Raw genomic sequence first — 26,232 nt, forward strand, 5'->3', positions numbered from 1 at the left:
ATCATGAAGCATTTGCTCAGAGAGCGATGCGCGTCAATCATAAGCCACTCGTAATCCGGATCGTCAATCAAGATTTCCAGTAGTTTTTCCCAGATGCTCTTGTCGTGCCAACGGATAAAACGGTGGCGCGTATTGTATTGCTCCAATCCCCATAATCCGGCGGCAAATCCCGCCACGGTGCGCCCGGGCGTGTAATCCAGAAAGCGGCTTAATGAACTAGCGGCTATCTCTAGTCAGCTCTCCAAACGCCTTGACAACCAGGCAAATGAATCTCAAATAGCGCCCATACTTCGCCTGACATGCATATTATTGCCTGCAATGTGAATGTGTCATATAAGCCCCTTTCGTTTTTATAAGCGCCTCATATTTTTCATCTCGTAACTATATTATTCAGGAAAAAAATACCTGAAATTCATTTCATTTATCTGCTACTTTCAAATTTAAAATAAAAGCCAATCAGAAATTGGCCGAATATATAAAAAACAGATAATATACTATTTGTAGTATATGATTAGGAGTATGCCATCATCTAGGTGGGCAATAATTTATTTTTTATACCTCTAAATTAATTAAGAATTGATCTGATCTTTCATGACTCAAATTCTGCCATTAACGTACTTTATGTATTATTAGATAGCTTCTGGTCTTCTACCATTTTACTGATTCCTTTGTTTAGCCAGACTGACACCTCTATTTTATATTGAATTCTACAGGTTACCTTAATGTTTATTAGCGTCCTTGATCTTTTCAAAATCGGAATTGGCCCATCAAGTTCTCATACTATGGGGCCCATGGTTGCAGCCAGAGATTTTCGCCAGCGCATTCAAACCTTCATGTCATCTCATACGGCTAAACTTCCTTTACAGATTCGGTGTACTTTAAGAGGATCGCTCGCCTTTACCGGCAAAGGTCATGCGACTGACCGAGCAATATTACTAGGCATACACGATTTCACACCGCAAGGGCTTGCTGATCAAGATGTTAATGAGCTAGTCCACCAGCTTTGGAATTGTGATACAGTCAAATTAAGCGATACCACTTTGATTCGATTTAATCCTTCTCATGACATTATTTTTGATCGCGGCGATCCACTACCGGAGCATCCAAATGGCATTATTCTTGAACTGATTGATCAATCAGGCAATCAACTTTTAACAGAAATTTATTTTTCTATCGGCGGCGGTTTTATCACCACAATTTCTGAAATTGATCAGCTCGTTGCGCCACTTAAAGTAGAATTAACAAATTCATGCGGCTATCCATTCGATTCTGCTAATTCTATGATGCATATGTCTGCTAAAAGCGGGCTATCCATTGCATCTATGAAGCGCCATAATGAAATGGAACATATATCGGAAAATGATCTAAATAATGGGCTGGATGCTATCTGGCACGCAATGCATACCTGTATCGAACATGGCTTGATAGCTGAGGGACGATTACCCGGCGGGCTGAATATTCCACGACGCGCCCAATCCCTATATAAACAATTACAGGATAGTCCAGAAAAAGCGAACCTTAATGACTGGTTATGTGCTTATGCCATGGCAGTGAATGAAGAAAACGCCGCAGGCCATATGGTCGTTACCGCGCCGACAAATGGGGCTGCCGGGGTAATACCCGCGATCATTTATTATGCTGTGAAGCACGAAAAGATAAATGCTGAGCAAATTCGAGATTTCCTGCTGGTTGCTGGCGCTATCGGTGGGCTGATCAAACATCGGAGTTCAATTTCAGGCGCTGAGGTCGGATGTCAGGGTGAGGTCGGCTCTGCTTCAGCCATGGCAGCAGCTGGTTTATGTGCCATCAAAGGCGGTACAACTGAACAAGTTGAAAATGCGGCAGAAATAGCATTGGAACATCATCTTGGTATGACCTGTGATCCGGTTGGGAGCCTGGTTCAGGTACCATGCATTGAACGCAATGGCTTTGGTGCAATAAAAGCATATACAGCAGCTTCTTTAGCACTCAGGGGCGATGGCCGACATTTTATGTCACTGGATAATTGTGTCGCAGCCATGAAACAGACAGGCTTGGAAATGTCAGTCAAATATAAGGAAACATCACTAGGTGGTTTGGCTGTTAGCATAACGGAATGTTAGAAAGCTGATGCTTGAAATAGAAAAATAAAGCAGCGAATTTCTTTGTCTTTAATTTAGAGAATAAACGGATCCACGCCTTATTATGCGCATATGGGATTTCATCATGGCGATATTATTTGCCATGATACAGTCTACTTATTAAACGGCGTAAATTTCTCACAGCGAAAAAAACGCCGATTATGACAACGGGAATAGCGATGCCTGTCAATAGTTCAACATTGATATTCAAGCCAGCAGCCTTACCTGCTTTAAGTCCATAACCCACGATACCTAATAGATAATAAGTCAGCACAACTACAGACAAACCTTCAACTGTCTCTTGCAAGTGTAATTGCATATGAACCCGATTATCCATAGATCTTAACAAATCACGAATTTGTGCTTCCATGGAAATTTCAACGCGAGTTCTTAGTAATGCTGATGCACGCGATACACGCAAGGATAAAATTTCTAATTTAGCATATACTAATTCACAGGTACCCATAGCGGATGATAAACGTTGTATCATGAATTCCTGTAGCATCTGTAGACCTTCGATACGCTCTTCACGTAATTCGGTAATTCGTAATTTGACAATATTATAGTAGGTTCGAGATGCATTAAACCGATGGCTTGTTCGTGCTGATAAATCTTCAATTTCAGCCGCCAGTTTAGTTAATTCATCCAGCAACCCTTGTTCTTTATCTATACCCGTCATTTCAATACTATTAGCAGTCAATGTGGCCAAACGTTGGTCAGCGCGGGCTAGTTGTGGAATCATCTGACGCATCTTAGGTAATGGCAGCATAGCCAGCATGCGATAAGTTTCAATTTCCAGCAGACGCTGTACCAATCGTCCAACCTGTCGACTACGCAAGTTCTCATCGTGAATCAGTATCCGTCTAAAACCATCACTATGGATTTGATTATCGCTCCACGCGCTGGCACTGCCTCCAGCCACTTTAGAACCAATAACTGTACCGGAAGAAAATAAACTCGCAAGTTCATTTAAACTAAGTTTAGGATGCGACCGATCATCTAGTGCGATATGGGTACCTACCAGTATTTTGCCTGGCAAACTGGCTAACCATTCACTCGGCACATGCATGATAGCTGGCTTTTCAAAGGGAACTTCAAATCGTCCGGCATAATAAACTGTATAAGTAGAATATTCGGTATGACGTTCCCACCTGAGACGAAATTTTCCAAAATCTGCGCTGAAATCGTTATCGTGTATATTCGGGGGAGTGATATCATAACGCTCAGCTAACTGTGCGACAAGCTCCCTCTCCTGGTCAATCCACTGACGATCTGATAGCAAAACCAGATGAGAAAGCTGCACAGGTAAAGTGATCAGTTCATAACTGATCCCATTAAGCTCACCATGTAAATTATGTCTTTCCTCATATTCGGGAATATCCAGCCATTTTTTTCCTAAAGAATCACTCTCTTCAGTGGTGTGCTTTGATACATGAGTTAAAAAATTCATAAATATACCTAAAACTATTTAATATAAATATACGAAGAAAACAGAGGACCAGTAGACTATCCATAAGCTTTTATACAGGCTTTTTTACTTCGATATCCTGGCTCATGAATACTTTCTTTTACTTTTGGATAAATACAAACTCCTAATTAATCAGATAAGAGTATATAAATATTATTACAGAAATCACGTTTAATACAGCGATCGTTAATAGAAGTTATCTGTTCTATTGACATCCTCCCCTTCCTAAACGAAGGGGATTCCTAGCGACTTATTAAGCCGTTAAGAGTAGGTTTGTATTGCTACTGCCTACTGGTTCCTGCTTCTTAGACGAAACTAACGTTTCAACTCCACAGGCTAACAAGCGATGTCCTCGCTCAAGTACATTCAAGGCACCTACCAAGTCGGCATTGGCTTTAAATCCACATTCTGTACATTCAAAAGCACTTTGGCTTTTGCGATTGTCACGACTAACATGTTGACATCTAGGGCAGGTTTGAGAGGTGTATTGAGGGTTTACCTTCAATACATCCCCGCCTGAACAAGCCTGTTTATACTCCAAGAACGAAACGAACATTCCCCATCCTTGGTCAAGAATGGATTTGTTTAGACCCGATTTCGCTTTGACGTTTTTACCATGCTTTTCAACACTGCCCTTGGCACTCTTAGACATGTTTCCTATCTTTAAATTCTCAACTACGACCATTGCGTGATTTTTGCTGATTTCGGTTGAGGTTTTGTGTAAGAAGTCTAAACGAGCATTGGCAATACGCTCATACAGTCGGGTAATGATTTGTTTCTGCTTTTTCCAGTTAGCAGAGAAACGGACTTTTTTAGACAGCTTACGCTGTTCAAAAGCCAGTTTCTTTGATAACTTTCTGAAACTGTTTAAAGGTTCTACGTATGAGCCGTCTGACAAAGTTGCAAAGCGGGTAACGCCCATATCAACACCAATCATACTGGTTGAGCTATGACGCTTTAGCTCGGTCTCGTACTCAGTCTAAATCGACACGTACCAATAACCGCCTTTACGGGAAATCGTCATATTTTTAACGTCACCAATGACTTGGCGTGAATTACGATATTTCACCCAACCGATTTTAGGCAAGAACACTTTGCTAGATTCTTGCTCCAGCTTAAATCCTTGTGGATAACGAAAGCTGTCACTCAAACCTTTTTTCTTGAATTTTGGAATCCGTTTTAAAGGCTGTTTTTTATCAAAACCGTCTTTGAACGCTTTTTCTAAGTTTTTTAAGGCTTGTTGCAACGGTTGAGAATGAACGGTTTTTAGAAATCCATAATCTTCTGAGGATTTCCATAGCTTTAGCCAAAATGACAACTCGTTGTACCAAAGCAATGGCTGTTTCTGCTCTAATCTGAACAGATTCATTGCTAAGGCTTTATTCCAAACAAACCGATTAGCACCCGCAAACTCAACCATCTTCTGTACTTGGTCAGAATTTGGATTGAGTCGAGATTTAAAGGCTTTGCGTATAATCTGCTTCATGGTTATAATTATACAAAAAGGAATTTGTCTATGCAAGTTAATAACGATGTAAGAACAGGAAGACATTAGGTTTTTAATATCCATGTTCATTTGGTCTTTGTAACAAAATACCGTAGAGATGTTTTCTCCGGAAGGGTATTAATTGATTTGGAAGAAATATTTAAAAACGTGTGTTTGGATTTTGAAGCAGAATTGGTGGAATTTAACGGTGAGCATGATCATATTCACCTTTTAGTTAACTATCCACCAAAAATTGCTATTTCTAACTTGGTAAATAGTTTGAAAGGCGTTTCAAGCCGACTCATTCGCAAAAAGAATTATTCCGAAATTAAAAATAAGCTTTGGGGTAATATGCTTTGGAGTCGAAGCTATTTTGCGGGTAGTTGTGGTGGAGCACCACTCTCGATTATTAAGCAATATATTGAACAACAGCAAAGACCGCATTAAACAGGCTTCGCCTGTGCGCTTATATCTCCGCCCTGAAGGACGAAGTTTTACGCGCTATTTGATAAAATACATGATCACGATAACCTAGAAGAATAAATAAGAAAAACAGCCGGTGATTTTTTGCATACATTTGTGTATGATCAGTCAACGAACAGCCATGGATTCTTGCCTGATGAGTTTATTTGATATCATGCAAATCAATCAATTCAGGAAAAATCTAATTAATTAACAACAACATCGTAATATACGGGGACCACAATGGGTGCTTTAGCCTTTTATATAATAATCTACCTGCTTGGCTACTATGCCGCTTATATTCTTAATTTATTAACAGTTCAACCTTGGATTCGTAATCGCTATACCGCCGCTTTAATCCCCGTCTTTGCAGTTGGTCTTACACATGCTTATATGATTGTGAGCAGCCCGCCTCCTCAAGATCAGGATATCAGCATCGGTTATGCACTTGGTTTCTATATTGTCATGCCCATTATTATTATTATAATGGGTGTTCTATATGTAATGTGGAAGGAAAAACCTCAACAGAAGGATTCATAATTATTACAATATAAAAATAAAACGATGGTCCTCCTAGTATTTCCAGGAGATCGTTTTATTCATCCGGCGTCTACTGATGTTTCACTAACATTGCGATTCATTGGCACTATCCAGCCTAATAAACTAGGCTGGACCCAAGCCCGAGTAGTTCTTCTTCTCATTTTGAGCAAGCATATGTACGGTTATCATTTATGCCCTACATAAACCGCTTCCTTTTGCGTACTTAATGTACCTTGTTCTATAATCGCAACCGTTAATCTTGAGATAGCCACACGCTTCCCGGTCGCCTCCTCAATAATATCTGTTTGCCAAACTTGCGTACGACGACCCGTATGTAGCGGCGTGCAAATACCCAAAACACTGCCTTGTGTTACCGCACGAATATGATTAACGTTAATCTCCAACCCGACAGCTCGGAATTTCTCGGGATCAATAGTCATCCATCCAGCAACACTGCCTAATGTTTCAGATAAAACGCAGCTAGCCCCGCCATGCAAGATTCCGAATGGCTGAGTTGTTCTTTGATCAACCGGCATCCGAGCTTTGAGAAAATCAGGTCCTATTTCAGTAAAGTGGATACCAATATGAACACCCATATTGGCGTTACGCAATCCTTCCAGATATCCAAGTGTGTAATCCTTAAACCAAATGTTGCTCATTAGACTACTTCCTCATATCTTTCCGGAGCATTGATAAATAAACATAAGTTCTCTCCATTCAGCAAGTTATGTTATTACATTTAATCTGATTAACAGACAATTCTCATAGCGCTTCAAATATACCCGCTGCGCCCATACCACTACCAACACACATGGTAACCATGCCATATTTTTGCTTGTGCCGGCGCAGGCCATGAAGTAACGTCGCAACACGAATAGCACCCGTTGCACCCAGTGGATGACCCAGTGCAATGGCACCTCCCAATGGATTTACCTTGGCACGATCCAGTCCCAGATCATTAATAACCGCAAGACTTTGCGCAGCAAAAGCTTCATTCAATTCAATCCAATCAAGGTCATCTTGCTTGAAACCCGTTTGTTTTAATACTTTCGGAATCGCCCGAATTGGCCCAACCCCCATGATCTCTGGTGGCACACCTGCTACAGAAAATCCGACAAACCGGCCAATCGGTGAAAGATTAAAGCGCTGCATCGCAGCCGCACTCATTAAAATTACTGCACCAGCACCGTCAGACATCTGCGAGCTGTTTCCAGCTGTTACCGACCCCTTCGCTGCAAAAACTGGTTTCAGTTTTCCCAGTACATCCATATTTGTGCCCATACGCGGTCCTTCATCGGTATCCTTAATTACAGATAAGTCACAGATTTTATGCGTAATCAGATCCGGGCGTTTTTCCGTAATAGAATACGGTGAAATTTCCTGTTTAAACTCACCAAGTTCAATTGCCTTAAGTGCGCGCATATGACTGGTCATGGCAAACTCATCCTGCTCTTCGCGTTTGACTCTCCATTGCTGCGCCACTTTTTCTCCCGTCATTCCCATGCCATAGGCAATAGCTACATTCTCATCATTTTGAAACAAAGCAGGATTCATCGCTACTTTATTTCCCATCATCGGTATCATACTCATGCTTTCGGTTCCAGCAGCAATCATAACATCGGCTTCTCCCAAGCGAATACGATCCGCAGCAAAGGCAACGGCTTGCAAGCCTGATGCGCAGAAACGATTGATTGTAATACCCGGCACGCTATTTGGCAGACCCGCCAATAATAATGCAACCCGTGCGACATTAATGCCTTGTTCCGCCTCGGGCATGGCACAGCCAACAATGACATCATCAATAACAGTCGGATCCAATCCATCGCACTGTTTAACTGCAGCCTGTAATACATGCACCAGCATGTCGTCGGGACGTACATTCTTAAACATACCTCGCGGCGCCTTACCAACCGGCGTCCGTGTAGCAGCAACGATAAAAGCATCTTGAATTTGCTTGGTCATCAGTTTCTCCGTGAATCGCAGATCGTGGAATACCTTATTACACTCCAATATCCATTTAATTTGATATATCGTCTAGTTTCTGAGCGGCTTGCCTGTTTTCAGCGTATGTGCAATACGCGCTTGCGTTTTCTCGGTCATTAGCAGCTCCATGAATGCAGTACGCTCTAATTCAATGAGCCAGTCTTCATCCACCAGACTGCCACGCGTCAAATCCCCCCCACACATTACATATGCCACTTTACCGGCAACCAGATAATCATGCTCTGAAATAAACCCCCCTTCCAACAGATTGATTAACTGGCTCTGAATGGTCGCTATGCCTGTCGCGCCCGCAACAGGAATAGCCCTGGCTTTGAGCGGCGGACGATAACCGGCCTCAGCTAATGCCAGCGCCTGAGCCTTAGCCGCATATAACAATTCGAAGCGGTTCATTATCACCACATCTGCGGCGTGCAAATAGCCCAGTTCTTTTGCTTGCTCAGCACTTTTCGCTAATTGTGCCATAGCAACCGTTTGAAAATAGCGTTTTAATTTCGGAAAAGGATCACCATCTCCAGCCTCCCGCGCCGATCTAAGTGCAAACTCTTTACAGCCACCACCGGCCGGTAATAATCCCACCCCCACTTCTACCAAACCAATATAGCTTTCCAGTGTAGCCACCGTACGATCACAGTGCATCACAAACTCACATCCTCCACCCAGTGCCAGTCCATCGACAGCCGCCACTGTTGGAACCATCGCATATCTCAGGGCCTGTGAGGTTCTCTGGAATTGAGCCACCATCCCTTCTACCTCCGCCATTTTCTTTGCCATTAAAACATCGGCAAGATCCAATTCGCGCGCTGCTTTAAGCACAGTAGATTGCGCTGTCCTCTTGAACTTTTTCATGAATTGGCTAAGAGCAGATGGGGGTAACGGCGGAGTCGCATGTTCTGGTTGCATAGTATGCTTGGGGCGTTCCGTCGCTTTTTGTAAATTAGCCCCTAAGGAAAACGGCGGCTCAGTCTGCCAGATCACCAGAGCACGCCAATTCTTTTCAGCCTCCTGAATGGCTTGTTGTACGCCACCTAGAACATCGGCATCAATAGTATGTTTCTTGCTTTTAAAGCTGACAATGGCGATTTTATCCCCCGTATGCCACATACGTACTGCATCGGTTTCAAATATCGTTTCTCCATAAGAAACTACCTCGCCCTTTAACCGGTCCGGAAATAGCTGGCGCTGATAAACAGGAAGTATTGAACGTGCCTGGGTCATTTTGCTGGCAGGTGCGTAGGAACCTTGCTCCGTATGCACCTGTTGAATAGTGCTTTCTCCAATAGCCATGACCCATTCAGGCAAAGGTGTTTGGCTCATACTTTCACCTGCGGCAATATCCTCATTAATCCATGTTGTTATCTGCTTCCAGCCGGCTGCCTGCCAGATCTCGAAAGGCCCCTGATTCCAGCCGAAGCCCCAACGAACAGCCAAATCAAGGTCACGCGTATTATTCGCAATTGCTTCTAACTGAACGGCACAATAGTGAAATAGATCACGATAAATAGACCAAAGAAATTTAGCTTGCGGATGCTGACTATTGCGTAATGCAGCAAATCTTTCCGGTGGATTATTATATTTAATTAATTGTTTGATATCCTCATCGACATCGCCTGTCGAAAGACGATATGCTTGTGTGGCAAGGTCCAACACGTGAATTTCTTGATTTACCTTTTTATAAACACCCTGCTTGGTTTTTTGTCCCAAAAAGCCATCATCTATCAAGCCTTGTAACCAATCCGGTGCCACAAAATAAGAATGCCATGGATCATCAGGCAATGTATCGCGCATGGTATTTATCACATGTGCCAGAATATCAAGACCCACCACGTCAGCTGTACGAAATGTGGCACTCTTGGGGCGATCAATCAAAGAACCGGTCAAAGCATCTACCCGATCAAAACTAAAACCAAATGACTCGCCATGATGCATGGTTGCAAGCAAGGAAAACACACCAATACGATTGGCAATGAAATTGGGTGTATCCTTGGCACGGATGACTCCTTTGCCCAGATAGGTAACTAAAAAAGTTTCCAGCTTGTCCAACATCTCGGGTTCACTTGCGGCACAGGGAATGAGTTCCACCAAATGCATATAACGTGGTGGATTAAAAAAATGGATTCCGCAAAAGCGATGTTGCAGTTCGGGCGGGAAAGCTTGTGCTAACCGATTAATGGAAAGACCCGAAGTATTACTTGCGAAAATAGTTTGCTGGCCAAGGTAAGGTGCGATTTTCGCATATAGTTCAGATTTCCAGTCCATACGCTCGGCAATGGCTTCGATAACCAAATCACAATCGCGGAGCAATTCAAGATGTTGATCATAATTAGCTGGTTGAATAGCAGCAGCCTTAGCCAGAATAGATAGCGGCGCAGGCTCTTGTTTTTTCAACTGCGCTACCGCCTTGATAACATTTGCGTTGAGGTCGTCTTGTCCAGCCGGAAGCTCAAACAATAGCGTTTCGATATTAGCATTAACCAAATGTGCTGCAATCTGGGCACCCATCACGCCCGCACCCAGTACCGCCGCCTTGCGCACAATAAAGTGATTGTCACTCAATTTTACCTCCTGCATGAATTAGGTTATCGAACACAGCCATCACCATGATCTATTTTTAGATCATTCGCGCTCATTCCAGCTACCGGCAATTTTAATTACGCATATTACTTGCCTGTGAGATTACAAGCATCAACACTAAAGAGCAAGCATGAGCTATCTTTCAGACATATCGATAACACTGCCACAATCACATCTGCTTAAGATGTTTGTAGAAAAACAAGGTGTCCTGGGCTCAATAAAATCAGTCATTCACACATTCAAACCTGACCTTGTCAGCATAATGACATAGATACGCCCCACTCTTATTCAACTCCTCAGAAAGAAATATTTTTATTTATAAAACAGGCTATTTCGATAGAAAAAATTACTTTATACCCCAATGTTGTCATGAGATGATTATTTCAAAAACCATGGGATTTATGACTTGATAAATCTTCAGTCAGACAGATAATTACCTGTAAAATAGCCTAACCGAAGCTTTCAGGTTTAACGCAGAAATCATCCTTAGTTTTTCTAAAAAATAAAAAATGGCTATTTTTTAGTTCGATTCTAACCGCTCACATAAATTGGATAAGTAGATATCAAGGATTGAACATCGATAAACTTATTTGGAGAGAAAGATGAAAAGAAATCGCATCATACAATTTTTTTTACTATCGATCTTTTTTATTGCGCTGCCTGTCCATGCGCTCGACAATGGCATCGAGAATCTGCGCCAAACGGGTAAAGCCTTTGCTTCAGTAGCAAAATCCGTTTCACCATCGGTTGTATTCATTCAAGTCGAATCACAAGCAGCAGATTCAACCATCACACAATTTTCCACACCATTCGGCAATGAATGGCCATTTGGCGATGACCTGTTCAAACGTTTTTTTGGCGAAGATTTCCCAGGAACCCCACGCAAACCACGTTCTGATACGCCGAAAAATAAACCTCAGATCATAGGACAAGGATCTGGATTTGTATTTGCGGCAAAAAATGGACTGATATCCGATAAAACCTACATTCTCACCAACAATCATGTGGTCGCCAACGCTGACCGGATTCGTGTCAAGTTTCAAGATGGCCGCGAATATGATGCCACAGTTACCGGTCATGATCCGCAATCCGACGTAGCCGTGATTGAAATCAAGGCAGGCAACTTACCTGTACTCCCCTTATCTGACTCATCAGAGTTGGAAGTTGGCGAGTGGGTAGTCGCCATAGGCAATCCATTCGGCCTGAGTCACACTCTTACGGTCGGTGTGGTCAGCGCCAAGGGAAGAACGAGCTTGGGTATTAACGATTATGAAGATTTTATTCAGACTGATGCCGCTATCAATCCAGGTAATTCAGGTGGGCCACTGGTTAACCTGAATGGCGAGGTTGTCGGCATTAATACCGCCATATTCAGCCGTAGCGGCGGATATATGGGTGTCGGATTTGCGATTCCGATCAATCTCGCCCAGTCGATCGCTAATCAACTTATTGAGAAAGGTGAAGTGACACGAGGTTACCTCGGAATTGTCATTCAACCACTCACAACCGATCTGGCCGAATCGTTCGGGATTCAATCCAATCAGGGCATACTCATTGCCCAAGTATCAGACAACTCGCCTGCAGATAAAGCAGGTTTGCGTCAAGGAGATGTGATCATTGCTTATCGTGGCAAACCCGTAAAAGATACCGGTCATTTTCGCAATCAGGTATCGCTTACTCCACCAGGCAAAAAGGAACAATTAACCATTTTGCGGGAAGGCAAGAAGAAAAATCTGACAATTACCATTAGCGAGCTTGCCAAGGATGATTCGGTGGCAGTGGATTCAACGGAAAGTACAGAAGACATAGGTCTGACTGTTCAGACACTGACACCACAGTTGGCCGAACAGCTCGGCATAGAACCCACCCCAGGCGTCGTCGTGACAAAGGTTCAGCCTGGCTCAATTGCAGCGATGGCCGGCATTGAATCGGGTTCTGTAATTCTTCAGGTGAATCAACAAGTGATAAAAAATGCGACCGAATTTAAAACAATGATCAAGAAGAGCGATGATAAAAGGCGCGTACTTTTGCTTATTCGTAAAGACAACCTGCAACGCTATGTTGCCTTGAGCTGGTAAATATCACGGCCAGCTATATGTACAAGGGTGAATAGGTTTCACCCTTGTATCCTGAACAAAAATCGCTTGCAGATCACACGCATCTAACCTGACATCGATATTTGCCTCTGTTGTGCAGCAACAGAATCGAGAAGAGTACTTCTCCCTTAGCCAGGCAAATACGTGACTCACCTGTTCGATACAGGGAAACCGTTGAAGACCGCTGCATAACTGTTATCTCGGACTGGATAAGATTTTTAAGTGTTTGATTTATCAATGCTGCAAGTAATCAGAAAAGCTCAAAAACACAGTTATGCAGCGGTCTTTTGTATTACTCCCTAATTGACCATTAGGCTGTAAATAGCATTGCTCCTGCTCACAATCTTACATTGATGTATTAATTTGCTCGCACCCATCAGGATAAAGCCATTTTCTGGCGTCGCTAACTGAATGCCTTTATGCCGGTGATGCATTCGGCTCTCTTAGCTACATGGATTGAGACTTTTGCAAAAGCCCTCGCCAGAAGTTTTCGACTATTGATTATAAAGAGTTAATTTTTAAACTATTAAGGTTTTGCAAAGCTCTCGGATTACATGCAAACACTGTCAATACATCAAAAAGAGATTAATCTCAACAGGATAAATTCGCTGCCAAATTTATTTATTTGAGCGATATTATTAAAAATAAATATCCATAGTGAGGCAAAATGAATGCTGACTATAATAACACCAACCTATTGATTCTAAATGACCTGAAAACAATAAATCGCACCCACAAGCCTCCCGTAGATTTTGTATCCAGCCGCAGGGAGTATGAGTACTATTTTCATTCGATTCATCTTTCAACGATTATTTTCATCTTTCTAGTTGGATTCGTCTTGATTACTTTCCCGGCCCGAGCACAAGAACCCGCTGAGCCAGAAATGACCATTCTTAAACCCATTGAGGTCACCGCAACACGTAGTAAAAAGCAATTGACTCAAATTCCTAACGCACTGACTCATCTAGGACGAAATACACAACAGAACTATCAACCCGGCGCAACCCTGGATGAATTTGCTCGCGGCACACCGGGTGTCTTTTTCCAAAATCAGTTCAACTTTGCTCAGGATTTACGTATTACTATCCGTGGTTTTGGGGCACGCACACCATTTGGTGTACGCGGCATCCAGATACGCGTCGATGATATCCCACAGACCCTGCCAGATGGACAGACACAACTCGATTCCATAGATCCGTCACTCATTCAACAAATGGAAATTCTGCGGGGCCCTTCGGCCTCACTTTTTGGTAATGCTTCTGGTGGCATGATTAATATCACCACACGAGCTGCGCCGTACACGAAGTTTGAACTCACACCACGCCAGATATTCGGTGAATTTGGATATTTCAAATCAGAAATTCACGCAAGCGGACGAGGTGATCGTTTTGACTATGGCTTATTTGGTTCTCACCTGCAACAAAATGGCTGGCGTGAACACAGCAAAATGGAAAATAGATTGGTCCAATTCAAGCTGAATATTCAAACCCAAACCAATTCCAACTGGATGCTGCTATTTCGTAAATTTCACGCGCCACAAGCGAAAGATCCGGGTGGCCTGACGCACACACAGGCACTCGTCAATCCACGACAGGCGGCTCCCGGCAATTTGCTGTTCAATGCAGGTGAAGCGGTGGAGCAAGCACAATTAGGTATACGTTATCGTAAAAAAATTGCGACCACCCAGACACTCAGCATAGTCGCTCACGTATTGCATCGTGACTTCCAAAACCGCCTGCCATTTGTCAACGGTGGACAGGTACAGTTCGATCGTTGGGTGGGTGGTTTGAGCATGCAATTTGTCAATGATCATATATTATTTAAAAAAAACAATCGTTTCATAATCGGTGTTGATTATGGTATCCAGAATGATAACCGTCAGCGTTTCAATAACAATTTCGGTATACAAGGCATACTGACTCTGGATCAAGTTGAGCGCGTACAAAGTATTGGTCCATTTTTTCGCAATGAATGGAAAATGACCCCCGATCTGGATCTGGTTCTGGGGGGGCGCTGGGACTGGCTGCATTATCAGGTGCTAGATGCATTTCAAGCAAATAATAACCAATCCGCTTCTCGAACCTTGTCTCAAACCAGTGGAACGGTGGGTCTTGTGTATCATCTGGCTGATCAACATCAGATTTATACCAATGTCGCTTCCGTATTTGAAGCACCCACAACAACTGAACTCATCAATAATCCGGGCGGAAGCGGCGGATTTAATCCCAACCTTGACGCGCAAACATCCTTGAGTCAGGAAATCGGTTTTCGTGGTACCCCTGCTGGATTCCAATACGAAGCTGTCGCATTTTATGTCCATTCCTGGGACGAAATCACACCTTTTGAATTGCCTACCTCGCCAGGCCGTAGCTTTTTCCAGAATACGGGTCAATCGCGCAGATTAGGCGTAGAAACACGTGTGGCGACACCCGAATGGCATGGCTTTAGCGGTGAAATAGCCTATACTTATTCAGATTTTGAATTCAGAAGATTCATGCTCAATAATACCAATCTGAAAGGTAACGCATTCCCCGGGATTCCCATGCACAGATGGGTGGGTCATTTACGGTATGCACACGCCTCAGGCATATTTGGACAACTGCAAGTACAACGAATCGGTAAATTTTTTGTCAATGATATCAATACTGTGATCAATGACCCATACAACCTGGGTCAGCTGCTATTGGGATGGGAGAAAAAGTATAAGGGAATCGAGGGGTCCGTTTTTTTTGGCATCAACAATTTATTCGATGAACGATATAATGCCAATACCCGCATCAATGCCGCCTTCGATCGTTTCTTTGAACCCGGTCCACCTATTAACGTTTTCGGTGGATTGCGAGTTCGTATAGCTTCCTTTTGAAATTTTATTTCCCTGACCCGTGATTGCTGACAAGCAAATACTGAAAATCCAGAAAATGAGAGCTCGCAATCATTCTAACCGATTGAGACTAGCCGATAACAATTGACCTAAATTGCTTTTAAACTATCGCCAGGCAATACGGTCAATGATGCATCCATATTCAATACCGCATACTTTTTGGTGACTGCTTATGTTAACTCGACAACGTTATACGGTTTCACAAGCCACAAATTGCCAAATAATAAAAGAAATCATGCATTATATTTTGATCATCGTATTATGCATAATCGCTTTCTTCGGTGATCATGTTTTTCTTTATAAGAACAGTCATTTTTTGTCAACGGCGCAAGCTCAGTCAACATCAACGCAATTCCAGATTAAAATACTTGCCAGCGGGCTAAAACATCCCTGGGGTATGGTATTTATGCCCAATGGAAAGATGCTGGTTACTGAACGTGTGGGCCAGCTGCGTATTATCTCGCAGGAGGGACAGATATCCGAGCCAGTAAAGGGCGTACCGGCAGTATTGCATAAAGATCAGGGGGGCTTACTTGATGTGGTGCTTGATCCTGATTTCGCTAAGAATCACCTCATTTATTTTTCTTACGCCGAACAAACCGGCAAAACAGCCGGAACCACTGTCGCCAGGGCCGAACTTATCGATAACACATTACAACATATAAACGTAATTTTTCGCCAATATCCCACAACAACAGGCGAAAAACATTTCGGATCGCGTTTAGTATTTGCGCCTGATGGCAATCTTTTTATCACCTTAGGTGATCGTTTTAGCCATATGGAACAAGCGCAGCATCTCGATAATCACATCGGCAAATTAATTCGTATTCGACCCGATGGGTCGATACCAACTGACAATCCTTTTACCCATGACCCGAATATTAAGCCGGAAATCTGGTCCTATGGCCATCGGCACATTCAAGGGGCAGCCATTCATCCGGAAACAGGCGCTTTATGGCTTCATGAACATGGTCCACGCGGTGGCGATGAAATTAATATTCCTAAACCCGGTAAAAACTATGGTTGGCCTAAGGCAAGCTACGGCATTCACTACTGGATGGTGCCAATTAAGGACGAACACGCGGAACAGGGTTTTGAAGAACCGATTTACTATTGGACGCCTTCCATTGCGCCTTCAGGCATGCTGTTTTATACAGGAAATTTATTCCCTCAATGGCGGGGCAATCTATTTATTGGTGCGTTAGCCGGAAAGCATCTAGTGAGACTGGTAGTCGATGCTAAAAGTGTGCTTCATGAAGAGAAATTATTAAAAAATTATTCGGTGCGTATTCGTGATGTGGAACAGGGGCCAGAAGGCGCCCTGTACCTGCTCACAGATGAAGAAGAGGGAAAAATTCTAAAACTGGTACCTGTAACAGATAACCAATAATTATTTGATCTCATTCAAAAAATTCATGAAAATTCATTCCCGGCAACTGTCAATGAAAGATGATTCACTTCATCTACGAATACCAGGCCCATATTATTCGTCACGGACATAACCGATCATTTAATCAAATTCATATCTGGTATGGTATCGCATCTCGTCAGAATAAATAATTGCGGTCGAATCATCTGGAGTATTTATGAGAATTTTTTCTGAAGCGGCTGAACGAAACAAACTACCCATCCTGGATGTACTGCAAACGACCCTCATACATCACACGGTGGTACTGGAAATCGGTAGTGGCACCGGTCAACATGCCCTATTTTTCGCATCAATTCTGGGCCACCTTATCTGGCAACCGACAGAAATACCGGATAATCTTCCCGACTTGCAAACTAATTGTAACAATTATTCGATACCAAATCTGAATAAGCCCATACCGCTGGACGTAGATGATGAGCCTTGGTCTGTGCCAACAGTGGATACTATTTTCACAGCAAATACGTTACATATCATCAACTGGTCACAAGTCTGTCGCATATTCAAAAAAGTAAGCAGCCTACTTCCCTACGACGGCTTATTCTGTGCCTACGGCCCCTTTAACGTCAATGGCCAGTTTACCAGCCAGAGTAATGCACGTTTCGATGCCGAACTGCGAATGCGTAATCCGGAAAGCGGTATCCGCGATATGAAGGAACTGGTTATACAAGCCGAGGCGCAGGGTCTTTGGCTGGAGGCGGATCATCCCATGCCTGCTAATAATCGCTTACTGGTCTGGCGCAAGCTGATGCAGATAAAATGATAGGGCTATCATGACCTTAGCTTTTCAATGGCATACAGCATTAAAGACGATTAACCGTGAGGCATGGCAGCGACTCGCTCAACCATACGGCTTCCCCTTCCTGGACTGGGACTGGTTGAATCTGCTGGAAACCAGCGGCTGCGTAAGCAGCAAGACCGGCTGGATGCCGCTGCATCTGAGTGTATGGAGAAAAGATCACCTTATCGCTGCGGCCCCCCTTTACGGTAAGTTTCACAGCCGTGGCGAATTCGTGTTTGATCAGCAGATTGCCGAAGTTTCGGAACAACTCGGCATGTCTTATTACCCCAAACTATTGGGCATGAGCCCTTTTACACCTGTTAGCGGCTATCGTTTTTTAGTCCACCCAGATGAAGACGAATTTATCCTCTGCCAGCACATGTTAAGGGAAATCGATACATTCTGCCGTCAGAAAAACTTATCCAGCTGTCATTTCCTGCGCACAGATCCTAACTGGAGTCAGCACATGCACACGCTGGGTATGTCACCCTGGCTGCACCATGCTCTGATCTGGGAAAATCGAGGTTACGATAATTTTGAAGATTATCTGGACGTATTCAACAGCAAGCGACGCAAGAATATTCGTCGCGAACGACGCAAACTCGATGGACAAACAAGTCGGTTTGTCATTGTCTCCGGATCTGAAGCACCGGAGGCCTGGTTCAATTATATGTATGACTTTTATGCAGCTACCTGCAATAAGTTTTCCAATTGGAGCCATTATCTCAACCGCCGCTTCTTTCAGGGACTGAGTGGAAATCTGGCTCGCTACATAGTCTTTGTTGCGGCTGTTGAAGATGATAACAGCGCCGATCCCGTCGCACTATCAATGCTAATACGTCAAGGAGAACAGCTTTACGGACGCTATTGGGGCAGTATGGATCATTTTGATCACCTGCATTCCGAGATCTGCTATTACCAGCCTATCCAATGGGCCATTGCCAATAACATCCGTTTTTTTGATGCAGGATCCGGCAATGCCGAACACAAGAGTCGGCGTGGATTTTTAGCACAACCCGTATACAGCCTGCACCGTTTCTACGAACCCGCCATGAGTCGAATCTGGCAAGCAAATGTAAATCACATCAACCAGATAGAACAGAAGCATATCGAAATCATTAATGCTTCCAGCCGTGCCATCTGAAACCAACGCATCTATTTAGCCTCTGTCGTATCAGATTATTATTCAAGCCATCAGGCAATCATTATTTTACATTGCGCAGATCGGCTAAGAACGCTTTGATACGTGCCGCATTGACACCCAGATCACTTTGCCCAACGCGGGAAACAGAGCGCATATCAACAATCGATTCACCTCCCCTTTCTCGTATACGAATGACAACATCATCCTTAAAACCCATGATTCGCGTTGTTGCAGTTGCTTCAATCCAGCTATTTTCAGCAGAGACCGCTGCAATAATCTCCCAACCGCGTTCCTTGACTAGCGTAACCGCATCCTCAAAGACCTGGTTTGGGTTTTTCTGGATCAATACAGTACTCAAATCAGGATAACCCGCCTGCTGCAGCGCAGCAAGATTAACCGGCATTTTTCGGTCAAGCGGATTTTGCGTGGGCGCGCGTACAGATTGCATAGCTACAAATTCAGGGGGGTCCTGCAAATCCGTGGTAATGTCATGAATACGGGGCACTTGGGAACCGGCCTGTGCAGCAAGCAAAATGGGCACCGCGACGACAGATCCAAGAGCTAATCCAGCCAATGCAAAGACCCCGCCGGATTGCTTTTTCCTAACTGCCATAATCAAACCAATGATGCCGAAAAGTGCTGCCAATAAGCCTATGCCAGCGGCGCCGATGAGACCAAACAGAGCCGGACGAAAATGCATGATGTCTAACCGATACCCCAGAATAGCAAAAATCGCAATTAGCATGCCCAGCAATGCAAATCTAAAACTCCAATAGGCCAGGACTGAACGTTCGTCCATAATATATCTCCTTTTAATAGATCCTGATCTTCAATTAATGAGGATTTGACGCGATAAACATGTTTCAATCCATCCGATATTCAAATACATTTACGATTAGAACATATGACACACATACCGGTTTTCCTAGGTGTAGCGCGATGGTTCTTCTATGCTCTTCCAGGCAAACTCATAACTTGTATCCAACACCGCGACACTGAAGAGTAAGCAATATTCATGCGTTATATTAACCTGTTAGCGCTCCAGCTTAATCATCAGTTTGTTCCCTGACTTATTGATAAAGGAGAATACTATCGCACGCCACCCTGAGCTGGAACAGAATAACTTTGATTTACTCAGGCAGATTTTTGCACACGCCTATCCTGTCAAAAATCTGGACAGGAGTAATGATATCGATTTTCTATCGCCTGCAACCACTATCAAAGTAGTGAATTCAGGGCGATTAAGCTTCGCTTTTATTGCCCAGCAAAATGAAAATCAAGCTTTCCTTAAAATGGTTAAGCCGGGTTTCGTACGCAGTAATATTCCTTTTTCAGTATTGTGTACTGAAGAATGCCGTTTGCATAGCACTATCCCTACCTTTAAAACCTATCCAGGCGCAAACGGACAGTTATATCAAATCGTATCAGCAAAACTTGCAAACGTATCGGCTAATTTACTTTCTTTGTTTTCTGGACAAACCATCACTCTGACCGAAGTAGCAAAAAACGGAATAGACAGCCTGCCTGAGACACTGACAGCCATACCTGGTGGGCAACGCGGTCAGATCGCGTTGATGCAGACACTGGGTGAATATATTGTCAAAGTAAGTGATGCAATGCAATCCGTTACATGTCACTTGCCTGCTGACATTGATACAGCAGATCCCGCTGGCTTTATTCTGGGTCGTCAGATTGCACAGGATATTTTTCAAATCAGCCATGCCCTGACTTATCTGCGCACCAATCATGATCGACGCATCTTGCGTGCACATATCGAGCAATATCTACCTAATCTAGGTCAAAGCCACGAAGCACAGGCGTTCAAACGTGGACTCGAAGAAAATCAGCTAGAAATTATATTAGCGCGATTTAATCAGTTGGAAGAAAATATTAATGCAAGTCTGGCACAAACTCCGGCTCAAAATGTGCCCATACACAATGAAATCAAGCCGGCTAATGTCGGAGCCATTTATGACCCACGGATAAATCAATGGCGCATCACTCAAAGTTTTGATTTTGATAATATTGCTTTTGGTACGCATCGAAATGGTGATCATACGCCGCTGGAGAAAGACCTGGGCAGAACGCTTTCCTTTTTCGCTTTCGATGCCATAACAGGTGAATTCTCCCCTACCAATGCCCAAGCGACGGTTAAAGGGTTTCTGCAGCGTTTACCCAGAAAACTCAATGTCGATGAAATTGATCGACTCAAGCACTACGTGCAACTTGGCCTGGTCACCAGCTATTTGTGGCGGGCAAGCTATTTTGCCGATGAGCTACATGGACAACCTGGCCGTATTCAACTCGCGCGCATTAATCCAAACGTTCATGTTTTTCAACTTGAAGCCTTTGAGCACTGGTTAACTAGCAATAACTGGCATAGATTCATATCCGCATTACAAGAGGCACCCGCCATGGCACAGCATCGCCTGATTGCCGCTGAAGCATTACGTTTCAGGAATAGCTCTGAATACAGGCTGAAACGGAATAGTGGTACGCTGAAGGCCTATTATGAGCATATCGATGCAGCGCATGAAATGATTTCCAATGCCCACACCGATCAATCAACGTACTAACATTTATTTCACATGCTAAAAATCCTCGAGAGCTTTGCAAAACCCCAATAGTTTAAAAATTAACTCTTTATAATCAATAGTAGAAAGCTTCTGGCAAAGGCTTTTGCAAAAGTCTCTCCTCATCAACCTGTTGTTTATAAAAACTAGATATCAGGCGGTGGAAAGTAGTTCATACGATGACAGGATGCATGAAAAATCAGCTATCTGTGCAGAATGGTTTTATTTTGTTAACCAATAAAATGTCAGGGGAGCAATCTCAATTTTTCCATCAATGCTTGGTAGCATGCGGCCTGAATACAAATCCCACATTTCATGATGATGAAAGAAACCCATGCGCCGCAATATACTCGTATCGAGCATTTCAGGAGACATACTAAAATTGGCAATCACCAATACCCTTGCGTGGGTATCCTGATGATCGAAACGTAAAAATGCAAACACATTAAGATTATCAACCTCTAGTAACTGCCGATTATTGTAATCAGCAAAAGCGGGCACTTCTTTGCGAATCGCGATCATTTTTTTCAATCCACCAAAAATACGCTGTTCCACTGATCCCTGTTTATGTCTTAGTTCCGCTTTATTCCAGTCAATTTTCGGTCGGTGCACCCAACGAGTATCATCATATTTGCTTTCATCATCTCGATATGCGTAGTAATTCAATGTGCCAATTTCATCGCCGTAATACAACAGAGGAATACCACCAAATGACATAATCAGGCCATGCAGCAACAAAATAGTTTGGATTGCCCTGTCAATTTCGTCACTATCATCATGCTCCAATGCGCTTTCAAGCCCAACAAGGGAGGCTAGCGAACCGGCTATACGTGCATCACCCGTTTTGAGATTCTCTCCAAAACGGAGTCCTCTGGCACTAGAATCATCATATTTTCCGGTGTAATAATCTACTAAAAAACGACGATGCAATTGCGGATCGTAACCTGACGAACGGATATCATTATCATCAAACCCAAGACCGATATCATCGTGGCAGCGAATATAGTTAAGCCAGGTCGCCCGATCTAGTTTATCCGGCAAACTTTTAATGCCACGATTGAGCAATACTGCATTCTTAGTTGCGACTGCATCCCACAATAAGGCCATAAAGGTCGCATTGTAGGCAATTTCACATTCTTTAGCATTGATCGCATCCTCTCCAAAATATTTAATAATCTCCACTGGTGCCACGATGGCTTCTGCAATAAACAGCACCCCCGGTGCTGATACCTGACAGCAGTCTTTCATTAATTGCAGAATCAAGTGTGCCTCACGTTCATTTTGACAGGTGCTACCAATCTTCTTCCATAAAAATGCAACCGCATCCAGCCGAATAATATCGGCACCACTATTAGCCCAGAATAAAATAATATCGATCATTTCGATAAAGACGCGAGGATTACCATAATTCAGATCCCACTGGAAATGATTAAACACGGTCATCACCCACTTTCCCATAGTCTCATTCCAAGTGAAATTACCGGGAGAAGTTTCAGGAAAGATTTCAGGCATACCCGCTTCATACCTATCCGGGATCTCTCGATCATCGAATATGTAATAGTAATCCTGATATTCCTTTTCGCCCGCTCGCGCCTTTTGCGCCCAGGCATGTGTCTCTGAAGTATGATTCACGACTACATCCAGGGTCAGCAACACATTCCGTTTTCTTAATTCACGGGCCAATGACTCCAGCTGTTTAATCGTTCCGATACGCTCATCTACCCTACGAAAATCCCGCACTGCGTAACCGCCATCACTTCTACCCGGCGGGCAATCAAGCACGGGCATGACATGCAACATGTTGACACCCAGTTCCTGCAAATAAGCGAGATGGTTATGCAACCCTTCAAGATGGTCCGCGAAGCCATCGCTATAAAGTGCCATACCTACCCATTCCTGGCTCAGGAACCAGTTGTGATCCTTTTCCCTATTCAAATCATTTCTTTTCAACACCATGGGTCTGGCGATATACTGTCGCGCCATGGCTTCTACCAGACGCAGCATTTGTACTTTGAAATCAGGGCGTTTTCCATACAATACATGGAATAATGAATGAATTGCGTAAAAATTGGCTCCCAGACGGGTATAGAAGTGCTGTAAGTTGCGACGTTTGATCTCCGGTTTAAGTGCAACTAATATTTCATTAAGTAACGAGTGTGAATGTTGTTCGTACATGCTTCTACCCCGTATATTTCAGGATGCCGACTACGACCTAATCAAAGCTATTTCTCGATATCATCAGATAGATCGCATATCGCATAAACGCTTTGTGCATACCCTCATCGAGACAATACGCCGTCACTCAATTCCATAATCAGGATATACGATAGCGTATGAGGGTGTATAGCGTATTGAGGGTGATGGCATCGGCATTGGCTATCCATCTATTTGTATTATAATTTCCGCTAGACAGGTTGCTCCTCAATCTGAGAGATTAGCATTCCCATCAGCTTAGGCACCTGGTCGATTTGATAGTGCACTTGAGATAAATCATTGTCAAGCCATCTGGATGAAGCACTCGCTTCCGATCTCAACCACCAATCTGACTATTCAAGCTACACAGAGAAATAGACTACCCTCGCTCTACGCTCATCACGTTCACGCAAAAATGGGTCAAATCAGTTTTTTGTAGATCCACACTTAAAAAGTAGCTATGATCTAATCATATTCAAGCTGAGACCTTTGCAAAACCCCAGTAATTGAAAAATTAATTCTTTATAATCAATAGTAAAAACTTCTGGCGAGGGCTTTTGCAAAAGTCTCAAGCTATTTGAAGATAAACTGACAGTCTTCGGTTGATATGTGCATGAAGATTTTCAACTCAACATCCATCCAATTACGAGATATGCTATTGCAGGCTTTTATTTCTGGACGCTACTATTTAAGATACTATGCACTGGTATGTCTATTAGCCCTGATTTCGCTTGTACCGACGCTACATGCTCAAGAACAGATACCAGACAGCGCTGCAACTGCAAGCGATCAATCCAATGATATCGAAATGCGCCATGAAGAAGCAATCGCACGGTTATCTGATATACAACAATCTTTGCAAGACAAGCGCAAGCAGCTGGCCGAGCAGCAGCAGTTAATCAAATCTACCCAGGAAAATGAAAAAAAAGAAGTGCAACAACACATTGATACACTCAATACCGATATTGCACAGCTGAACCAGTCATTCGAGCAAATTATCATCGGTGGTTTAGATTTGGAACCATTTTCAGATACCCCCGCACGGCCATTCGATTGGCGCGAAGAATTAATCCAGGCAACCAGGCCGATCATCGATGGGCTCAAAGATCTTACTGAAAAACCGCGTAAAATTGAGAAATTACGTAACAATATCTCTCGATTGAAAGAGCAAAATAAGCTAATCAGGCAAGCTCTTAAATCAATAGCACAATTTAAGCCAGATGCTATGACGCCATTAGCCCAGGCTAAATCCAAATCAATTGCTAAAGAATGGGAACAACGGCAAATTGATAATGAGCGCAATCTGGAGATTGCCCATTATCAGCTGACTAGCCTGCAAGGTACGGATAGCGACTGGTGGCAAAATCTGAAATCCGGATTGACAAACTTTGCATTCGGCCGCGGGTTAACGCTCATTACCGCGATCGTCGCTGCACTCGGTGTTTGGCAATTGATGAACGGGTTGTTCTGGTTATATCAGAAAAAACTCATCTCACCCAGTCGTCGTAACAGCATGCAAGTTCGATTAATAGGCTATGCCTACCGTATTCTGACTGGATTACTGGTGATATTAGCCATCATCATGACTTTTTATCTCGCAAGCGACTTCCTGCTGCTGACACTCGGCATCATTCTATTGGTGGCCATCGTATTAAGTTTCCGACAGATTCTGCCTCACTATATTGCTGAAACCAGACTGTTATTGGATATGGGCCCCGTTCGGGTTGGCGAACGGGTTGTTTATAATGGCCTCCCAATGCAGGTAAAATCGATTAATGTACATTCACTGTTACGCAATCCTGATCTGAAGGGTATTGTGCGACTACCACTGCGAGCATTAGACAGCATGATATCGCGTCCAGTCATTGATGAACCCTGGTTTCCTTGCCAGGCGGGCGAATATGTGCTGTTGCCAGATGGCCGCCTCGGGCTGGTATTGCAACAAACTCTGGAATTGGTGCAGCTGCAGATAGCAGGTAGCCTGGTGCAATTTCCTGCCACGGATTTCTTTCGCCTGGATTTGTATAATCTTTCACGTCAGGGTTTTGGTTTAGCGGTAACATTTGGAATCGACTATCAACATCAAACAGAATGCCTGGATGCTGTCCCAATCCGCTTCCGAGAAGCACTTATTCAAGCGTTTGAAAAAGCGGAACTCAATAATCAAGTTTTAAATTTGATGGTTGATTTCAAGGAAGCGGGCGTAAATTCGCTGGACTATCTGATCTTTATCAACTTTAATAGTGAAATTGCGGGGTCCTATTTTATGCTACGTCGTTTGATCCAAAAAACCTGTGTCGAGGTCTGTAACAGAGAAAATTGGGTTATTCCTTTTCCCCAGCTGGTGCTGCATCAAGGAGATGGATTTCAAGCGATGCGTGAACAAAACAATCAGTCATCTGGAAAATCAATTCATTGATAGCGTCACAACTGGCTCAGACTCGGTCGTGGAAAACAAGCACCTGCGTATGGCTAGCTCCTCCCCGC

General features: G+C 43.5%; 17 protein-coding genes and 2 pseudogenes. 10 read left to right on the top strand and 9 right to left on the bottom strand.

What is annotated here, in order from left to right:
- Positions 1-29: 29 nt before the first annotated feature.
- Positions 30-301 (bottom strand): annotated as a pseudogene (locus tag BUQ89_RS09880) (transposase); the annotation flags it as partial.
- A gap of 421 nt (positions 302-722) precedes the next feature.
- Between BUQ89_RS09880 and BUQ89_RS09885 the strand changes: the two are divergent.
- Positions 723-2,102, top strand: coding sequence for an L-serine ammonia-lyase (locus BUQ89_RS09885; RefSeq protein WP_028461803.1), 1,380 nt, complete (start codon positions 723-725; stop codon positions 2,100-2,102).
- A gap of 112 nt (positions 2,103-2,214) precedes the next feature.
- Here BUQ89_RS09885 and BUQ89_RS09890 read toward each other — a convergent pair whose 3' ends face one another.
- The 3 genes and pseudogenes from BUQ89_RS09890 to BUQ89_RS13945 form a co-directional block, all read right to left on the bottom strand.
- The gene (locus tag BUQ89_RS09890; protein WP_028461802.1) at positions 2,215-3,570 is read right to left on the bottom strand and encodes a DUF3422 family protein; all 1,356 of its coding nucleotides are present in this window, start codon (positions 3,568-3,570) and stop codon (positions 2,215-2,217) included.
- Positions 3,571-3,841: 271 nt separating this feature from the next.
- Positions 3,842-4,552: pseudogene (locus BUQ89_RS13940) on the bottom strand (RNA-guided endonuclease InsQ/TnpB family protein); the annotation flags it as partial.
- A 15-nt stretch (positions 4,553-4,567) separates the two neighbouring features.
- Positions 4,568-5,074 (bottom strand): RNA-guided endonuclease InsQ/TnpB family protein, encoded by a 507-nt coding sequence (locus BUQ89_RS13945; protein ID WP_218612787.1) that lies wholly within the window; start codon positions 5,072-5,074, stop codon positions 4,568-4,570.
- Between the two features lie 78 nt (positions 5,075-5,152).
- On the opposite strand from BUQ89_RS13945, the gene tnpA reads away from it, so the two are divergent.
- Complete coding sequence (gene tnpA / locus BUQ89_RS09900) at positions 5,153-5,521, top strand: IS200/IS605 family transposase (RefSeq protein ID WP_074202590.1); 369 nt, start codon at positions 5,153-5,155, stop codon at positions 5,519-5,521.
- A 258-nt stretch (positions 5,522-5,779) separates the two neighbouring features.
- A complete protein-coding gene (locus tag BUQ89_RS09905; RefSeq protein WP_028461977.1) occupies positions 5,780-6,076 on the top strand; it encodes a hypothetical protein in 297 nt (98 codons plus the stop codon).
- 185 nt (positions 6,077-6,261) lie between these two features.
- On the opposite strand, the gene BUQ89_RS09910 is transcribed toward BUQ89_RS09905, so the two are convergent.
- The 3 genes from BUQ89_RS09910 to BUQ89_RS09920 form a co-directional block, all read right to left on the bottom strand.
- Positions 6,262-6,735, bottom strand: coding sequence for a hotdog fold thioesterase (locus BUQ89_RS09910; protein ID WP_028461976.1), 474 nt, complete (start codon positions 6,733-6,735; stop codon positions 6,262-6,264).
- 103 nt (positions 6,736-6,838) lie between these two features.
- Positions 6,839-8,038 carry an acetyl-CoA C-acyltransferase gene (locus BUQ89_RS09915; RefSeq protein WP_028461975.1) on the bottom strand — a complete coding sequence of 400 codons (1,200 nt, stop codon included), beginning with the start codon at positions 8,036-8,038 and terminating at the stop codon, positions 6,839-6,841.
- Between the two features lie 72 nt (positions 8,039-8,110).
- A complete protein-coding gene (locus BUQ89_RS09920) occupies positions 8,111-10,633 on the bottom strand; it encodes a 3-hydroxyacyl-CoA dehydrogenase/enoyl-CoA hydratase family protein (protein ID WP_028461974.1) in 2,523 nt (840 codons plus the stop codon).
- Positions 10,634-11,253: 620 nt separating this feature from the next.
- Between BUQ89_RS09920 and BUQ89_RS09925 the strand changes: the two genes are divergently transcribed.
- The 5 genes from BUQ89_RS09925 (at position 11,254) to BUQ89_RS09945 (ending at position 18,979) form a co-directional block, all read left to right on the top strand.
- On the top strand, positions 11,254-12,729 hold the full coding sequence (locus tag BUQ89_RS09925) for a DegQ family serine endoprotease (RefSeq protein WP_028461973.1): 1,476 nt from the start codon (positions 11,254-11,256) through the stop codon (positions 12,727-12,729).
- 685 nt (positions 12,730-13,414) lie between these two features.
- Positions 13,415-15,610 carry a TonB-dependent receptor family protein gene (locus BUQ89_RS09930; protein WP_083399544.1) on the top strand — a complete coding sequence of 732 codons (2,196 nt, stop codon included), beginning with the start codon at positions 13,415-13,417 and terminating at the stop codon, positions 15,608-15,610.
- Between the two features lie 190 nt (positions 15,611-15,800).
- The gene (locus tag BUQ89_RS09935) at positions 15,801-17,018 is read left to right on the top strand and encodes a PQQ-dependent sugar dehydrogenase (RefSeq protein WP_245812979.1); all 1,218 of its coding nucleotides are present in this window, start codon (positions 15,801-15,803) and stop codon (positions 17,016-17,018) included.
- A 196-nt stretch (positions 17,019-17,214) separates the two neighbouring features.
- Positions 17,215-17,817, top strand: a complete 603-nt coding sequence (locus BUQ89_RS09940; protein ID WP_028461972.1) for a DUF938 domain-containing protein — start codon at positions 17,215-17,217, stop codon at positions 17,815-17,817.
- 10 nt (positions 17,818-17,827) lie between these two features.
- A complete protein-coding gene (locus tag BUQ89_RS09945; RefSeq protein ID WP_036573456.1) occupies positions 17,828-18,979 on the top strand; it encodes a GNAT family N-acetyltransferase in 1,152 nt (383 codons plus the stop codon).
- 61 nt (positions 18,980-19,040) lie between these two features.
- Here BUQ89_RS09945 and BUQ89_RS09950 read toward each other — a convergent pair whose 3' ends face one another.
- Positions 19,041-19,778 carry a DUF1499 domain-containing protein gene (locus BUQ89_RS09950; protein ID WP_028461971.1) on the bottom strand — a complete coding sequence of 246 codons (738 nt, stop codon included), beginning with the start codon at positions 19,776-19,778 and terminating at the stop codon, positions 19,041-19,043.
- A 259-nt stretch (positions 19,779-20,037) separates the two neighbouring features.
- Here BUQ89_RS09950 and BUQ89_RS09955 point away from each other — a divergent pair, with 259 nt between their 5' ends.
- The gene (locus BUQ89_RS09955; RefSeq protein ID WP_143071264.1) at positions 20,038-21,555 is read left to right on the top strand and encodes a protein kinase family protein; all 1,518 of its coding nucleotides are present in this window, start codon (positions 20,038-20,040) and stop codon (positions 21,553-21,555) included.
- Between the two features lie 219 nt (positions 21,556-21,774).
- On the opposite strand, the gene BUQ89_RS09960 is transcribed toward BUQ89_RS09955, so the two are convergent.
- Positions 21,775-23,727, bottom strand: a complete 1,953-nt coding sequence (locus tag BUQ89_RS09960; protein WP_028461969.1) for an amylosucrase — start codon at positions 23,725-23,727, stop codon at positions 21,775-21,777.
- Positions 23,728-24,358: 631 nt separating this feature from the next.
- Here BUQ89_RS09960 and BUQ89_RS09965 point away from each other — a divergent pair.
- Complete coding sequence (locus BUQ89_RS09965) at positions 24,359-26,164, top strand: coiled-coil domain-containing protein (protein WP_028461968.1); 1,806 nt, start codon at positions 24,359-24,361, stop codon at positions 26,162-26,164.
- Positions 26,165-26,232 lie beyond the last annotated feature (68 nt).

It is taken from the genome of Nitrosomonas cryotolerans ATCC 49181 (assembly GCF_900143275.1).
In the GTDB taxonomy this organism is placed as follows: Bacteria; Pseudomonadota; Gammaproteobacteria; order Burkholderiales; family Nitrosomonadaceae; genus Nitrosomonas; species Nitrosomonas cryotolerans.

What these genes read in the sequence shown, in the direction of transcription:
- BUQ89_RS09910 (WP_028461976.1), bottom strand. Translation starts at nt 6,735, where the DNA reads ATGAGCAACATTTGGTTTAAGGATTACACACTTGGATATCTGGAAGGA.
- BUQ89_RS09950 (WP_028461971.1), bottom strand. Translation starts at nt 19,778, where the DNA reads ATGGACGAACGTTCAGTCCTGGCCTATTGGAGTTTTAGATTTGCATTG.
- BUQ89_RS13945 (WP_218612787.1), bottom strand. Translation starts at nt 5,074, where the DNA reads ATGAAGCAGATTATACGCAAAGCCTTTAAATCTCGACTCAATCCAAAT.
- BUQ89_RS09960 (WP_028461969.1), bottom strand. Translation starts at nt 23,727, where the DNA reads ATGTACGAACAACATTCACACTCGTTACTTAATGAAATATTAGTTGCA.
- BUQ89_RS09885 (WP_028461803.1), top strand. Translation starts at nt 723, where the DNA reads ATGTTTATTAGCGTCCTTGATCTTTTCAAAATCGGAATTGGCCCATCA.
- BUQ89_RS09935 (WP_245812979.1), top strand. Translation starts at nt 15,801, where the DNA reads ATGTTAACTCGACAACGTTATACGGTTTCACAAGCCACAAATTGCCAA.
- BUQ89_RS09940 (WP_028461972.1), top strand. Translation starts at nt 17,215, where the DNA reads ATGAGAATTTTTTCTGAAGCGGCTGAACGAAACAAACTACCCATCCTG.
- BUQ89_RS09925 (WP_028461973.1), top strand. Translation starts at nt 11,254, where the DNA reads ATGAAAAGAAATCGCATCATACAATTTTTTTTACTATCGATCTTTTTT.
- BUQ89_RS09945 (WP_036573456.1), top strand. Translation starts at nt 17,828, where the DNA reads ATGACCTTAGCTTTTCAATGGCATACAGCATTAAAGACGATTAACCGT.
- BUQ89_RS09965 (WP_028461968.1), top strand. Translation starts at nt 24,359, where the DNA reads ATGAAGATTTTCAACTCAACATCCATCCAATTACGAGATATGCTATTG.
- BUQ89_RS09930 (WP_083399544.1), top strand. Translation starts at nt 13,415, where the DNA reads ATGAATGCTGACTATAATAACACCAACCTATTGATTCTAAATGACCTG.
- BUQ89_RS09915 (WP_028461975.1), bottom strand. Translation starts at nt 8,038, where the DNA reads ATGACCAAGCAAATTCAAGATGCTTTTATCGTTGCTGCTACACGGACG.
- BUQ89_RS09905 (WP_028461977.1), top strand. Translation starts at nt 5,780, where the DNA reads ATGGGTGCTTTAGCCTTTTATATAATAATCTACCTGCTTGGCTACTAT.
- BUQ89_RS09890 (WP_028461802.1), bottom strand. Translation starts at nt 3,570, where the DNA reads ATGAATTTTTTAACTCATGTATCAAAGCACACCACTGAAGAGAGTGAT.